We start from the raw sequence: 14,152 nt of genomic DNA on the forward strand, positions 1-14,152 counted from the left end.
CGCGATCGTGTAGACATCACGAACCTTTCCCCGCCGCCGAACCCGCCGCACACCCATGACGGACCCGTTTCTCGATCGGCTCGCCGACCTCCTCGGCCCCGGAGGCCTCGTCGTCGGCGACGAGTTGGCGAGCCGGCCCGCGAGCTGGACCCGCGCCGCGGAGCCCTGCGCCGCGGCGGCGCTCGTGCGGCCCCGCAGCACCGATGAGGTCTCGGCGGTGCTGGCGGCCTGCCACGCGGCGGGGCGCGTCGTCGTCCCGCGCGGGGGCGCCACGGGCCTCGTCGATGGTATCCTCTGCGCACCCGGCGACATCGCCCTGTCGCTGGAGCGCATGACCGGGATCGAAGCGCTCGATCCCCTGGCGATGACGATGGTGGTCCGCACCGGCAACACCCTCGAGGCGGTGCAGGCGGCGGCGGAAGCCGCGGACCTGTTCTTCCCCCTCGACCTCGGCGCCCGCGGCTCGGCGACGGTCGGCGGCACGATCAGCACCAATGCCGGCGGCCTGCGGGTGCTGCGCTACGGCATGATGCGCGAGATGGTGCTCGGCCTCGAAGCGGTGCTCGCCGACGGCACCGTGGTCTCGTCGATGCGGCCGCTGATCAAGAACAACACCGGGCTAGATCTCAAGCAGCTCTTCGTCGGCACGGAAGGGACGCTCGGCGTGGTCACCCGCGCGGTGCTGCGCCTGCGCCCGGCGCCGGTCGGCTACGCCACCGCCCTCGTCGCCTGCGCCGACGTCGACGCCGCCGCCGCCATCCTTTCCCGCGCGCAACGGGCGTTCCAGGGCCGGGTCTCGTCCTTCGAGGGGATGTGGCCGGACTTCTACCGCGCGATGACCGCGCCGGGCCGCTTCGCCCCGCCGCTGCACCGGGAGCACCCGTACTACGCGCTGATCGAGGTCGAGTGCGTGCCCGAGGAGGAGCCGCGCTTCCTGAGCCTGCTCGAAACCCTGATGACGGAGGAGATCGTGCGCGACGCCGTGATCTCGGCCTCCGAGGAGCAGCGCCGCGCGCTCTGGCGCATCCGCGACCGGGTCGAGCTGCTGGGAGAGGCCGGGCTGGCCCGCCCGTTCGACGTCAGCGTGCCGCTCTCGGCCATGGCCGGCTACGTCGCCGAGGCGAGCGCCCGGATCGCCGCGATCCACCCGGATGCGGGCAGCGTCGCCTACGGCCATGTCGGCGACAACAACATCCATTGGAACACCGCGCGGCTGCCCGACCCCGCCCTCGAAGCCCAGGTGGAGGCGGCGATCTACGAGCCGCTCGCCGCGCTCCAAGGGTCGGTTTCGGCCGAGCACGGCATCGGCCTGGAGAAGCGCGGCAAGCTCGGGCTGTCGCGCTCCGCGGCCGAGATCGCGACGATGCGGGCGGTGAAGCGCGCGCTCGATCCCAAGGGCATCCTCAATCCGGGCAAGATCTTTTCGGATCCCGTGGACTGATCCGCCTCCGTTCTTCCGGATCAGAAGCCGACGCGGTCGCCGCCCTTCAGGGACAGCATCGCGCGGGCGTCGTCCGGCGTGGCGACCTCCAGGCCCAGCCCTTCGATAATGCGGCGGACCTGGGCGACCTGCTCGGCGTTCGATTGCGCCAGCCGCCCCGGGCCGCCCCACAGGCTGTCCTCCAGCCCGACGCGGACGTTGCCGCCCATCGCCGCCGCCATCGCGGCGATGTTCATCTGGTTGCGCCCGGCACCGAGCACCGACCAGCGGTACTGGTCGCCGAACAGCCGGTCGGCGGTGCGCTTCATGTGCATCACGTCGTCCGGGTGCGAGCCGATGCCGCCCTGCAGCCCGAACACCGTCTGGATGAACAGCGGCGCCTTCACCAGCCCGCGGTCGAAGAAGTACTTCAGATTGTAGAGGTGGGCGGTGTCGTAGCACTCGAACTCGAACCGGGTGTCGTTGCCGGCGCAGGTGGTGAGGATGTGCTCGATCTGACCGAACGAGTTGCGGAAGATGATGTCCTTGTTTCCGAGGTACGTCCGCTCCCACGCGTGCTTCAGGTCCGTGAAGCGGTCGAGCATTCCGAACAGCCCGAAGTTCATCGAGCCGAGGTTGAGCGAGGCGACCTCCGGCTTGAAGGTCGCGGCCGGGCGCACCCGCTCCTCGATGGTCATCGTCGGCGCGCCGCCGGTGGTGATGTTCACCACGCAGTTCGAGCGCTGCTTGATGACGGGCAGGAACTTGGCGAAGGCCTCGGGCGTCTGGTCCGGCTCGCCGGTCACCGGGTTGCGGGCGTGCAGGTGGACGATGGCCGCGCCGGCCTCCGCCGCGCCGATCGCCGCGTCGGCGATCTCCTCCGGCGTCACCGGCAGGTACGGCGACATGCTCGGCGTGTGGATCGCGCCGGTGACGGCACAGGTGATGATGACTTTTCGCGCGCTCGCCATGGTCGCTCCGTCCCTGCCTGTCCGCTCGCTCCGGGTCGTTCGGTCCGGATTTAGGGCTGCCGGGTGCCGCGGGCAAAGCCCTGGCCGCAGGCTCAGGCCGGGCGCGAACCGGCCGCCGGCCGTCTCAGGCGGCGCCAGCCCATCGCCACGCCGGAGGCCGCGACCACCGAGCCGGCCGCGAGCAGCAGGAGCATGAACCCGTCCCAGGCCGGGCGGTGGCGCACCAGCAGGCCGAAGTCCAAGGTGTGCAGCAGCTCGAAACCCCAGCGCTCGGCCCGGCCCGACCGGTCGAGCCGGCTCAGGATCTCGCCGGTGGCGGGGTCGATGTGGAACCACGTCGCCGCCGGGTCGTCGAAGACCACGCGGAGCACCGGCAGGCGACGTCGGCGGTGGTGCGAGGTCCAGTAGAAGTCCTCGCGGTCGAGCCGGATCGCGTCCATCGATCCGGCCTCCGGGACCAGACGTCGGGCAGCCGCCGCGACCCGCCCGGGCGCGACCGTCGGCGTGCCGCAGCAGGGCACCTCCCGGCCGTCGCGGCAGGCGATCGGCGCGAGCGGCGCGCCGCCGAGCCAGGTGAAGCGCACCTCCGCCGCCGCCGCGCAGGCTTGGCCGCGGATCGATGCGAGGTCGAGCCCGGTGCGGGCGCCGGGCGCGTCGGCGTAGCGCTCCAGCATCGCCTGCGTCGGCGCAGACGGGGAGAACCAGCGGTTCGGGTTCATCGAGAGCCAGCCGCTGACGACGAAGCTCAGCAGCGCCAAGCCGCCGACCAGCCCGCCGACATGGTGCCACCGCGCCAGGCCGCGATAGGGCGTCGCCGCGCCGGAGGGATAGCGGCGGGCGAGCCGCAGCCGCACCAGCCCGAGCGCGAACCCGGTGACGCCCGAGACCACCGCGATCCCGGACACCCACAGGATCACCATGCGCCACAGATCGGCCTTCGCCCGCAGCGGCGTGACGTAGAGCCAGTGCGGGACCGCGCCGAACCAGTTCCAGAACCGCTCGTGCCGCGTGGTGTCGAGGACGACGGCGCCGGTCGGCTCCGAGACGTAGAGCTCGGTGCCCTCCGGGTCGCCGAGCGCGATGCGGTGGAGCGGGCGCGCGGCGTCGTAGCGCTGGTGCACCGTCCACAGGTCGTAGACGACGGTCTCGCGGAACGCCGGGTGCCGGCTGCGCGGATCGTGCCCCGCGACGGCGAGCGCCTCGTCGGGCGTCGCCGGGCCGATCGGGCGCCCGTCGACCGCCGAGACGGCGCGGCGTGCGCCGTCCCATCCGACGACGCGGTAGACCGGCTCGGCGCCCCGCATCGACAGGCTTAAGCCCCGGGGAAAGCGCGCTTCGCCGGCGAGCGCCGCGTCGGGCTCCACCCGGACCGCGTCCCAGGCGATCGCGGGCAGGCCGGCGCGGCGCTCGGGCTCGGTGAGCGTGGGGTAGGCGACGTACATCATCACCGCGCCGCTCGCGAACCACATCGCGAAGAACAGGCCGGTGGCGATGCCGAGCCAGCGGTGGCCGAGATGCAGCCAGCGCTTGCCGGCCTTCGCCAACGCGCGTGCGGAGGACGCCATCTCAGAACGCCGTCGTGAAGGCGACTTCGACCGAGCGCGGGCGCCCGAGCAGCCAGTTCGTGCCGACGCCGTCCACCGCGTTGCCGCTGATCGCGTAGACCTTGTCGAACAGGTTGAAGACGCGGAACGACAGGCGCGAGGCCGGCGTGACCTGATGGTCGAGGCCGAGGTTGACCAGGCCGTAGGCCGGGCGCCGCGCGGTGTTGCCGAAGTCGCTGAACACCTCGCCGACATACTGGAACCCGACCCGCGCCTCCCAGCGCGGCGCGAAGGCGTAGTTGACCCAGAGGTTGGCCACGCGCTCGGGCACGTCGATCGGCTGCTTGCCGGCGTAGGAGACGGTCGCGCCGTCCACCGTCTGGTCGAAGGCGTCGTACTGAGCCCGCAGCAGGGCGAGGTTGGCGTCGAGCCGCCAGAGCGGCGTCACCTGCAGCGAGAACGCGGCCTCGACGCCGGTGGAGGATTGCCGCCCGACCTGGGTCGCGACGTTCGGCTGGCCCGGCACCGCCGAGATCAGGTTGTCCTTGACGATGCGGTAGCCGGCGAGCGTCCACTCGCCCCGGCCGTCCCAGAACACGCCCTTGGCGCCGACCTCGACCTGCTCGCCGGTGGAGAGCTTGAAGCCGGACAGCGACTGCGACAGCGTGATCAGGCTGTTGACCGGGTCGGTGGCGGTGGCGACCTGCGCGTAGAGCGCGGTGTCCGGCGTCGGGTTGAACACCAGCCCGAAGCGGTAGCCGAGCCCCTGGTAGGCCTTCTCGAACTGCGCGGTGCTCACGAGGTTCTCGCGTTGCAGGTTCGAGGCGTCGAAGCGGACGCCGCTGAGGAACGACAGCCGGTCCGAGAGGATCAGCCGGTTCTCGGCGAAGACCGAGGCCTGGTCGGTGCTGGTGGCGTAGGCCGGGCTCGCGCGGCCGTTCACCGGAAACAGCCCCGGATCGTAGCCGACCAGCGGCACGCTGGTGACGAGCCCGGACCCCACGGTCGAGAAGTTGTTGGTGTGGCGGAAGTCGACGTGGTTCACGTCGAAGCCGGCCAGGAAGTCGTTGCGGAAGCCGAGCAGCGTGCCCTTGAACGCGGCGTCGAACCGGTTCCCGACCTGCTCCTGTTGATGGTAGATCTCGGTGTAGTCGCTCCGGTCGACCAGGCCGGTGGTGCGGTTGAAGGCGTAGGTCTCGACGTCGAGCCAGTGGCGCCGGCTCTGCAGCCGGTAGGCGGTGTTGCGGATTGTGACGTCGGCGCTCGGCGTCCACTCGGTCTTGAACTGGGTCCAGTTGTCCGCCCAGGTGATCTTGGAGTCGCGGACGTTGTAGTTGCTGAACCGGATGCGGTCCAAGATGCGCCCCTCGACGAGCGGCGTCCCCCAGTAGCGCGCCGGCTCCTGGTAGCCGAGGTCGTGACTCAGGGTGAAGGCGAGGTCGGGCGTCGCCTGCAGCAGGAGCGCGCCCGAGATCGCGAGGTTGCGGAAGTCGCCCTCCGGGCTCATCCAGCCGCCGGCGCGGTTCCCGCTGACGTTGAGGCGGTAGGCGACCGCGTCGCCGATCGGGCCGCCGGAATCGAGCGCGAGCCGCGCGATGCCGTCCGAGCCGACCCCGGCCCGCACCACGTTGACGGGCGTGAAGGTCGGCTTCTTCGTCACGACGTTGATCACGCCGCCGATCGCCCCGTCGCCGTAGAGCACCGAGGCCGGCCCGCGCAGCACCTCGATGCGCTCGACGTTCCAGGTGTCGAACGGGAAGGTCACGGTGTTGGCGCCGACGAACAGTCGCGTGCCGTCGTAGAGCTGCTGGATCGAGTTCGGCCCCGAGAACCCGCGACTGGTGAAGGCGCCGTTGCCGTTGCCGGGCGCGGCGATGGTGGTGATGCCGGTGGCGTTCTGCGTCACGGCCTCGGCGATCGTGTCCTGCCCGCGCAAGCGCGCGGTCTCGCCGGAGATGATGTCGACGCTGCCGGGGGTCTCCAGCGGCGTGAGGCCGAGGCGGCTCGCGCCGCGATCGGGCGTGCGCAGGTTGAGGCCGACCGGCGCCGCGCGGGTCGGGCCGACGCCGTCGCCGGACACCGTCAGGGTGTCGAGCAGGACGCTCGACGGCTCCCCCGCGGCCGGCTGTGCGCTGGCCTCAAGTGGAGGGCCGGACGCGGCGAACGCCGTCGCGGCCAGCAGCAGGCGACGGGTCGTGCGCCCGCGGGATCGTGGGGATTTCCGGAAAACGAACATGGATCGGTTGCGGCTCTGACGGCGCGGCGCGACGGCCTGCCTGCCCAAACCCCTAAAGCGAATGTAACAATGTTACAATCGCGCGGTCGCCGCAACCCGAGGCGGCCGTCGGCGCACGCGGGCCGGGCGGCTGCGTGGGGGTCGGTCGGCGCGGGTCTCGCGGCTGGCAAGGGCATGGACGGGGCGTGCGGACGCGTGTGGTGGCACGTCACCGCGAACGAGGCCGCCCCGCGTCCGCCCGATCGGGCGCACGCGTCTCGACACCCGCCGAGGCACCCCGCCCGACGCGTTTCGCGTGTGACCACGACTGACGGCAGGTCTCCTGGCTCGCGGGTCGCTGCCCCTCATCGTCTTCCCAGGTGCCGTGACCCAGTGACGTGTTGATGGAGGGCTCGCCGCTTACAGTTGCGGGGGCAGCCGCGGCATCAGGCAAGCGCTTTCGCGCCCGGTCCTCACCGCGTTCCCTTTTGATCCCCGAAGGGAACCGTCCCGGCCAAGTGGCCGTGGCGGAGGCGCCGAGTCAACGCCTCGAATCACGACACTGTGAGTTGTGGCCCGGCGGCGACACGTGAAGCGCCTCCCGCCAAGCGCCCTCAGCCGTGCGATCCATCCCGCGCCGGCGCCTCGACGACGACGCTCGGCGGCAGCGTCCCGCCGGCGCCGCCCAGCACCGCGCCGAGGTTGCCGGGCGGGGCGGTCTCGGCGTCCGGCGTCGGCTCGCCGCCGGACGCGTGCTCGTCCGCCACCTCCGCCACCGCGGCCGTTGCGATCAGGCCGAGGCCGGCCGCGTGCCGGGCGATGGCGGTGCTGTCGGCGGCGATGACGAGGTGGCTGCCCGCTTCCGCCACCACCTGGGCCAACGCCTCGATCTCGCGGATGCGGTCGGCGTCGCGCGAGACGTTGCGGATGTAGACCGCCTTCACCCGGCCGGGATGGTCGGCGACGATCCGCCCGTACACCTCGGGGTCGTGCTGGCCGCTGTCGCCGATCAGCACGAAGGGCAGGTCGCGATAGAGCGACAGCATGTGGACGATCAGCGCGCGCTTGTGGTCCTCGGCCCGGCGGGGGAGGGGGTGCTTCCACGACAGGCCCCATTCGCGCAGGAACAGGATCGGGCCGACCGGGATGCCGTGGATCTTGAAGAACTCCGACAGCATCTCGTAGAGGCCCCACGGCGCCCGCGAGACGTAGAGCATCGGGTTGGCCTGGGTGCCGTCCGGGCCGACGTAGAGCGCCCGGTAGAGCGCGGCGACGCCGGGGAAGGCGACGCGGTTCTCGGCATCCTCCACGAACAGGCGCCACAGCATCTTTACCTTGTTCGCGACGCCGGTGCGCATCACCGTGTCGTCGATGTCGCTGACGACGACGCAGCCGGTGGCGCCCGGCGGCACGAACACCTGCGCCCGCGCCTGCACGGGCGGCTCGACCTCCAACGTCAGCGCGACCTCGTGCCAGCCCTGGTCGCCCGCGGGCAGGGATCGCGGGTTGAGGTGGACGCGGAAGTAGCCGTCGCGGTCGGTCTCCACCCGCGTCTGCGCGCCGCCGAAGCGCGCGGTGACGGCGGCGCCCTTCAGGGCCCGCCGGGCGATCCGCCGGGCGATGTCGCGCAGTTCCGTGCGCAGGCTCTCGTCGCCCGGCGCGGTGTCGGGGTGCGACTGGCGGAAGATGCGGCCGATCAGGAAGATCTCGTCGGGCGAGCCGTAGCCGCGATAGGGCTCGATCACGATGCCGCCGCGCCCCTGCGCGCGGCGCACCGGCCGGGCGACGAGCTTCAGCGCCCGGATCGCGCCCTTCCTCCAACGCCGCACGCCTGCCCCCATCGCTTCCCGTCCGCCTCTGCCGTCCGCCTTTGCGGCCGCGACGGTCAACGCCGCAACCGTCGCATCGGCACCCTCGCGCCGGCCCGTTCACGCGGGCGACCTTAAGGCTGCACCTCGGGCGAGCCTTCGGGGCCAGCTGGCTCGTCCATCAGCGGATGGAGGTCGCGCACCATGGACTTGAGGCGGTCGTCGAGGACGTGCGTGTAGATCTGCGTCGTCGAGATGTCGGCGTGGCCGAGCAGCTCCTGCACGATCCTGAGGTCGGCGCCGTTGTGCAGCAGGTGGCTCGCGAAGGCGTGGCGGAGCACGTGCGGGCTGACCTTGTCGGCGCGAAGGCCTGCCGCCTCCGCCGCCGCCTTCAGGTCGCGGGCGAAGGCCTGGCGGGTGAGGTGGCCGCTCTCGCTGTCGGCGGGAAACAGCCACGGCGACTCGCCCGGCGAGGCGGCGAGATGCCCGCGCATCGCGTCGCGCGCCAGCTCGGTCAGCGGCACCAGGCGCTCGCGCCCGCCCTTGCCGCGGACCACGAGGTAGCGCTCGCGGGTGGACGCCGCCGAGCGCGGCAGCGCGATCAGCTCGGAGACGCGCAGGCCCGTGGCGTAGAGCAGTTCGAGCAGGCACAGCATCCGCCGCGCCCGGCGGGCCTGGCCTTTCGCCTCGGCCGCATCCGCCGCGTCGGCCTGCGCGCGCGCCACCGCGAGCAGCCGGTCGACCTCGGCCACCGAGAGCACCTTCGGCAGCGTGCGGCCCCGGCGCGGGCCGGCGAGCGGCGCGCTCGGGTCGGATTCGGCCATGCCCTCGGCGTAGAGGAACTTGTGGAAGCCGCGGATGCAGGACAGCCGGCGCGCGGCCGACGCCGGCTTCAGGCCCCGCGGCTCGAGGGAGGCCACGTAGGCGCGAAGGCCCGCCGCCTCGATCTCGGCGAGGTCGAGACCTTCGTCGGCCAGGTAGCCGAAATAGTCGTCGAGGTCGCGCCGGTAGGCCTCGAGGGTGTTCTTCGCGGCCCCGCGCTCGGCGGCCAGCATGTCCAGGTAGGCCGCGATCTCGGGAGGCGTGGGCGGTTTGGGCTCGGGCGGGCGCGCCCGCTTCACCGAGCGCCCGGCTGGAGCTTCGAGGCGGGGATGGCGACGCTCATCTCCCGCGGCGTCGGCGTCACGAAGGTCGCGAGCGCGAACATGCCGGCGAAGACGAGGCCTGCCAGGATCGCGAGGGTGGCGAAGAAACGAAACAGGGTCGGCACAGGGGGCGAACCTCGGGGCACGCGGACGCAAGGGTACGTGGGGCGCAGCGGGAACGGTGCGTGTTTTGCGCTGCGGCACCTCGGGTTGCACCACGCCGCCGCGACGCTGGCAAGGCCCGCGGAGACACAGCGCGCGCGCGATTCGCCGAGACCACGCGGCGAACGCGCCTGCCCCGAGATACCGGGGGGCAGGGGGACAGGGAGGCGGGCCGCATGGGTGATAACCCCTCGGACTTGGTATATGACCCGGGGCTTCGCCGCCTGCGCGCCCGCACCCGCCGATCCGCCCGTCCGTTGCCAGCTATGCCGAGCCCCTTCAGATGACCACGCCCGAGCCGACGGGCGATCCGATCGAAGCGCGCCTGCGCCGGGCCCTCGGCTCGCGCTCGATCGTGCTCGTCGGCCTGATGGGGGCGGGCAAGAGCACCGTCGGCCGACGCCTGGCGAGTCGCCTGGGCCTGATCTTCAAGGACGCCGACATCGAGATCGAGGCGGCCGCCGGGCTGACCATCCCCGACATCTTCGCGATCTACGGCGAGCCGAGTTTTCGCGACGGCGAGGAGCGGGTGATCTCGCGCCTGCTGCGGGCGGGGCCGCTGGTGCTGGCCACCGGCGGCGGCGCGTTCATGCGCGAGACGACCCGGGCGCGGATCGCGGAATCGGGCGTCTCGGTCTGGCTGAAGGCCGAGCTCGACGTCTTGATGCGGCGCGTGCGCAAGCGCGGCAACCGCCCGCTGCTCCAGACCGAGGACCCGGAGCGGACCATGCGCGACCTGATGGACCTGCGCCATCCGGTCTACGCCGGCTCCGACGTGACCGCGCTGTCCCGCGACGTCGCCCACGACCGCGTCGTGCAGGACGTGCTCGACGCCCTCGACGCCTACCTCAACCCGCCCGACGAGAGCCGCGCGGTCGCCGCGCAGTGAACCCCGCATGACCGACCCGCTCACCGTCCACGTCCCCCTCGACCAGGGGCGCGACTACGACATCCTGATCGGCCGCGGCCTGATCGCCGGCGCCGGCGCCCGCGTCGCGGCTTTGGGCGGCAAGGCGGCGGTGATCGTCAGCGACGAGACCGTGGCGTCGCTCTACGGCGACGCCTTGCGCGCGAGCCTGGAAGATGCGGGCCTGCGCTCGGGCCTCGTCGCGGTGGCGCCGGGCGAGGCCTCGAAATCCTACGCGACCTATGCCGCGGTCTGCGACGGCCTGCTGACGCACAAGGTCGAGCGCGGCGACCTCGTGGTGGCGCTCGGCGGCGGGGTGGTCGGCGACCTCGCGGGCTTCGCCGCGGCGACCCTGCGGCGCGGCGTGCGCTTCGTGCAGGTGCCGACGAGCCTGCTCGCCCAGGTCGATTCCTCGGTCGGCGGCAAGACCGGGATCAACGCGCCGCTCGGCAAGAACCTGATCGGCGCGTTCCACCAGCCCCGCCTCGTGCTGGCCGACACGGCCACCCTCGACACGCTCTCGGAGCGCGAGATGCGGGCGGGCTACGCCGAGGTCGCCAAGTACGGCCTCATCGCCGACGCCGGCTTCTTCGACTGGTGCGAGGCCAACTGGCGCGGAATCTTCTCCGGCGGCCCGGAGCGCGACGAGGCGGTGGCGATCTGCTGCCGCGCCAAGGCCGGCGTCGTGGTCCGCGACGAGCGCGAGGACGGCGAGCGCGCGCTCTTGAACCTCGGCCACACCTTCGGCCACGCGCTGGAGCGCCTCACGGGCTACGAATCCGCCCGCCTCGTCCACGGCGAGGGTGTCGCGATCGGCTTGGCGCTGGCCTTCCGCTTCTCGGCCCGCCTCGGCCTGTGCCCCGGCCAGGATGCCGGCCGCGTCGCCAACCACCTCGCGCTCGCCGGCCTGCCGACCACGCTCCAGGCCGTGCCCGGGGGCTGCGGCGACGCCGACGCGCTGCTCGACGCCATGGCCCAGGACAAGAAGGTGAAGGACGGCGCGCTGACCTTCATCCTCGCCCGCGGCATCGGGCAGAGCTTCATCGCCCCGGGGATCGAGACGAACGCGGTGCGGGCGTTCCTGCAGGACGAGCTGGGGGGGGCGTGACGCGGCCACGGTTGAGCCGGTAGGAGGAAGCATCGATCCTCCCACCCTCCACCTCCGGATGAGGCTGTGAGAGGGAGCGGCGGCCGCAGCCTCGAATCATCCGCACCGCCGTTAACGGCCGCGGAACGCGCCACGCCTATTCTCGCGGCTCTAAGGCTCGCGCAGGTTTGGTCCACCCATGTACCCGTCACGGCTGGTCGCCGCCCGCATCGCGCGGATCGGGGACGATTTGCGCGCGCGGCTCGCCGACGAAGCCGGGCTGCTGCGCTTCGCGCGGCTGGCTGCCGCGTTTCTCGTGCCGACGGTTCTGGCGATCGCCTACCTCGCCTGCGGCACCGGCCCCGATCCGCGCCACAACTGGCTCGGAGACGTGATGGGCAGCGACCTCGCCCAGGTCTGGGTCGTCGGCCGGACGGCGCTGAGCGGGCGTGCGACCGAAGCCTACGAGCTGCCGACGCACCTGCAGAACCTCGCCGCCGCGTTCGGGCCGGACTGCCGGTTCGCGTGGCATTATCCGCCGGTGTTCCTGCTGGTGGCCTCGCCGCTCGCGCTGCTGTCGCCGCAGGGCGCGTTCCTCGCCTGGATCACCCTCTCGCTGGCGGTCTTCTCAGGCGCGCTCCTGGTGGCGACCGGGCGGCGCGACGCGGTGCTGCTCGGGCTCGCCCACCCGCTCTTGCTCTGCAACCTCACCTACGGCCAGAACGGTCTCGTCACCGCCGGACTGCTGACACTCGGCGCCGTGCTGGTCGACCGGCGGCCGTGGCTCGCCGGATGCTGCTTCGGTTTGGTCGCCTACAAGCCTCAGCTCGCGGCGCTGGCGCCGTTCCTCCTGCTGGTGACGGGCCGCCGGCACGCCCTCGCAGCCTGCCTCGCCACTGCGTTGGCGCTCTGCCTCGCATCCGTGGCCTTGTTCGGGGTCGCGCCCTGGCAGAGCTTCCTCGCGACCCTGTCGGAGACCAACCGCATCATCCTGCGCGAGGCCGGCGCCGGGCTCGACATCAACGCCAGCGCCTTCGGCGCGGTCCGGCTGGCCGGCGGCTCCTTCGCGGCGGCCTGGGCGGTGCAGGTCGCCGCCGGCCTCGCGGCGCTGGGCTTGGCCTGGCGTATATGGGCCGCCGACGGCGCCGTGGGCTTACGCGCGGCGACGCTGCTCGCCGCGGCGCCGATGGTCTCGCCCTACGTGCCCGTCTACGACCTCGCCCCGCTGGTCCCGGCGACGATCCTCCTCGCGCTCGCCGCCCACCGCGCGGGCGGGCTGCGCCGCCACGAGTGGGCGCTGATGCTCGCCGTGCCGCTGACCGCCTTGCTGCGTCTGGCGATGGCCTCGACGGGCATCTCGTTCGGCTTCCTCCTCGGCGTCGCGACCTTCGCCTGCATCGCCGCGCGGGCGCTGCCGCAGCGCACGACGCGCCTTGCGACCGCGGCGGCCCATCCCTGACCGTGTGCTTCCGAGGATAGGGAAATCCGGCGCCGAATCCCCTATGAGGGATGTCGCCGTCGCGCCTCGATCCCGAGCCTGCCGCCACGGCACAGGCTTGAAAACACGGCCCCATGGAAACCCACACCGACCTCTGGCTGGCCGCGAGCATCGTCGTGATCTCGCTGCTGCTCTCGGCCTTCTTCGCCGGCGCGGAGACCGCCTTCACCGCCGCCTCCCGCGCGCGGATGCACACGCTGGAGGAGGCGGGCGACGCCCGGGCCGGCATCGTCAACCGCATCCTGGCGATCCGCGAGCGCTTCATCGGCGCGATGCTGATCGGCTACAACATCGTCGCCATCGGCGCCTCGGCCTTCATGACGAGCGTGCTGACCGCGATCTTCGGCAAGAGCGGCGTGATCTACGCCACCGTCGGCATGTCGGTGCTGGTCATCGTCTTCGCCGAGGTGCTGCCGAAGACCCTCGCCATCTCGAAGCCGGACAAGGCCGCCCTGCTGATGGCCCGCCCCGTCGCCTTCGCGGTGGCGGTGATGGGGCCGCCCGCGATCGCGATCGAGAGCCTGGTGCGGCTGATGCTGCGTCCGTTCGGCGTCACCATCGGCGACCACCAGTCGATCCTTTCGGCGACCGAGGAGATCCGCGGGCAGGTGGCGCTGCTGCACCGGGAAGGCGGCGTGGCCAAGGCCGAGCGCGACATGCTCGGCGGCCTGCTCGACCTCTCCGACCTCTCCGTCTCCGAGGTGATGGTCCACCGCACCAAGATGCGGATCATCAACGCCGACCTGCCCTCCGAGGAGATCGTGCGCGAGGTGCTGGCCTCGCCCTACACCCGGATGCCGCTGTGGCGCGGCACCACCGAGAACGTCGTCGGCGTGCTGCACGCCAAGGACCTGCTCCGGGCGCTGGACGCCGCCGGCGGCGACGCCTCCGGCCTCAAGGTCGAGGCGCTGGCGCTCGAGACCTGGTTCGTGCCCGACACCACGAGCCTGCGCGACCAGCTCAAGGCCTTCCTCTCGAAGAAGACCCACTTCGCCCTCGTCGTCGACGAGTACGGCGAGGTGATGGGCCTGATCACCCTGGAGGACATCCTCGAGGAGATCGTCGGCGACATCGCCGACGAGCACGACGTCACGGTCTCGGGCGTGCGGCCGCAGGGCGACGGCTCGGTCAACGCCGACGGCGGCGTCCCCATCCGCGACCTCAACCGGGCGATGGACTGGCACCTGCCGGACGAGGAGGCGACCACCATCGCCGGCCTCGTCATCCACGAGGCGCGCGCCATTCCCGACCAGGGAACCGCGTTCAACTTCCACGGCTTCCGCTTCCAGGTCCTGCGCAAGTCCAAGAACCGCATCACCGCGTTGCGGATCACGCCGTTGGAGGCCGCCGGCAACAAGCGCGGCGACGGGTAAGGTATCAAAGCCTGGGCTGTCG

At 72.2% G+C, this 14,152-nt stretch carries 11 protein-coding genes and 1 riboswitch; of the genes, 5 read left to right on the forward strand and 6 right to left on the reverse strand.

What is annotated here, in order from left to right:
• Positions 1–55 precede the first annotated feature (55 nt).
• The gene (locus tag FV226_RS04325; RefSeq protein ID WP_147761949.1) at positions 56–1,441 is read left to right on the forward strand and encodes an FAD-binding oxidoreductase; all 1,386 of its coding nucleotides are present in this window, start codon (positions 56–58) and stop codon (positions 1,439–1,441) included.
• 20 nt (positions 1,442–1,461) lie between these two features.
• Here FV226_RS04325 and FV226_RS04330 read toward each other — a convergent pair whose 3' ends face one another.
• The 6 genes from FV226_RS04330 to FV226_RS04355 form a co-directional block, all read right to left on the reverse strand.
• Positions 1,462–2,391 (reverse strand): 3-keto-5-aminohexanoate cleavage protein, encoded by a 930-nt coding sequence (locus FV226_RS04330; RefSeq protein ID WP_147761950.1) that lies wholly within the window; start codon positions 2,389–2,391, stop codon positions 1,462–1,464.
• Positions 2,392–2,483: 92 nt separating this feature from the next.
• Positions 2,484–3,956 (reverse strand): PepSY domain-containing protein, encoded by a 1,473-nt coding sequence (locus tag FV226_RS04335; protein WP_147761951.1) that lies wholly within the window; start codon positions 3,954–3,956, stop codon positions 2,484–2,486.
• A gap of 1 nt (position 3,957) precedes the next feature.
• Positions 3,958–6,171 carry a TonB-dependent siderophore receptor gene (locus FV226_RS04340; protein ID WP_147761952.1) on the reverse strand — a complete coding sequence of 738 codons (2,214 nt, stop codon included), beginning with the start codon at positions 6,169–6,171 and terminating at the stop codon, positions 3,958–3,960.
• Positions 6,172–6,465: 294 nt separating this feature from the next.
• A riboswitch (cobalamin riboswitch) is annotated at positions 6,466–6,675 on the reverse strand.
• Between the two features lie 89 nt (positions 6,676–6,764).
• Complete coding sequence (locus FV226_RS04345; RefSeq protein WP_246691490.1) at positions 6,765–7,979, reverse strand: phosphatase domain-containing protein; 1,215 nt, start codon at positions 7,977–7,979, stop codon at positions 6,765–6,767.
• A 113-nt stretch (positions 7,980–8,092) separates the two neighbouring features.
• Positions 8,093–9,079 (reverse strand): site-specific tyrosine recombinase XerD, encoded by a 987-nt coding sequence (locus FV226_RS04350; RefSeq protein ID WP_281406019.1) that lies wholly within the window; start codon positions 9,077–9,079, stop codon positions 8,093–8,095.
• Positions 9,076–9,228 carry a histidine kinase gene (locus FV226_RS04355; RefSeq protein ID WP_147752334.1) on the reverse strand — a complete coding sequence of 51 codons (153 nt, stop codon included), beginning with the start codon at positions 9,226–9,228 and terminating at the stop codon, positions 9,076–9,078. Before FV226_RS04355 ends, FV226_RS04350 begins: the two co-directional genes overlap by 4 nt.
• Before the next feature lie 320 nt (positions 9,229–9,548).
• On the opposite strand from FV226_RS04355, the gene FV226_RS04360 reads away from it, so the two are divergent.
• The 4 genes from FV226_RS04360 (at position 9,549) to FV226_RS04375 (ending at position 14,130) form a co-directional block, all read left to right on the forward strand.
• On the forward strand, positions 9,549–10,154 hold the full coding sequence (locus tag FV226_RS04360; protein WP_147752335.1) for a shikimate kinase: 606 nt from the start codon (positions 9,549–9,551) through the stop codon (positions 10,152–10,154).
• Between the two features lie 7 nt (positions 10,155–10,161).
• A complete protein-coding gene (gene aroB, locus FV226_RS04365; RefSeq protein WP_147761954.1) occupies positions 10,162–11,280 on the forward strand; it encodes a 3-dehydroquinate synthase in 1,119 nt (372 codons plus the stop codon).
• A 178-nt stretch (positions 11,281–11,458) separates the two neighbouring features.
• Positions 11,459–12,718, forward strand: coding sequence for a glycosyltransferase family 87 protein (locus FV226_RS04370; protein WP_147761955.1), 1,260 nt, complete (start codon positions 11,459–11,461; stop codon positions 12,716–12,718).
• Between the two features lie 113 nt (positions 12,719–12,831).
• On the forward strand, positions 12,832–14,130 hold the full coding sequence (locus FV226_RS04375; protein ID WP_147761956.1) for an HlyC/CorC family transporter: 1,299 nt from the start codon (positions 12,832–12,834) through the stop codon (positions 14,128–14,130).
• The last annotated feature ends 22 nt before the right edge of the window (positions 14,131–14,152 follow it).

The organism is Methylobacterium sp. WL12 (genome assembly GCF_008039475.1).
GTDB classification, from domain to species: Bacteria; Pseudomonadota; Alphaproteobacteria; order Rhizobiales; family Beijerinckiaceae; genus Methylobacterium; species Methylobacterium cerastii.

Excerpts from the sequence above, each read along its gene's own strand:
- FV226_RS04360 (WP_147752335.1), top strand. The coding sequence starts at position 9,549 with ATGACCACGCCCGAGCCGACGGGCGATCCGATCGAAGCGCGCCTGCGC.
- FV226_RS04325 (WP_147761949.1), top strand. The coding sequence starts at position 56 with ATGACGGACCCGTTTCTCGATCGGCTCGCCGACCTCCTCGGCCCCGGA.
- FV226_RS04370 (WP_147761955.1), top strand. The coding sequence starts at position 11,459 with ATGTACCCGTCACGGCTGGTCGCCGCCCGCATCGCGCGGATCGGGGAC.
- FV226_RS04335 (WP_147761951.1), bottom strand. The coding sequence starts at position 3,956 with ATGGCGTCCTCCGCACGCGCGTTGGCGAAGGCCGGCAAGCGCTGGCTG.
- aroB (WP_147761954.1), top strand. The coding sequence starts at position 10,162 with ATGACCGACCCGCTCACCGTCCACGTCCCCCTCGACCAGGGGCGCGAC.
- FV226_RS04375 (WP_147761956.1), top strand. The coding sequence starts at position 12,832 with ATGGAAACCCACACCGACCTCTGGCTGGCCGCGAGCATCGTCGTGATC.
- FV226_RS04330 (WP_147761950.1), bottom strand. The coding sequence starts at position 2,391 with ATGGCGAGCGCGCGAAAAGTCATCATCACCTGTGCCGTCACCGGCGCG.
- FV226_RS04340 (WP_147761952.1), bottom strand. The coding sequence starts at position 6,171 with ATGTTCGTTTTCCGGAAATCCCCACGATCCCGCGGGCGCACGACCCGT.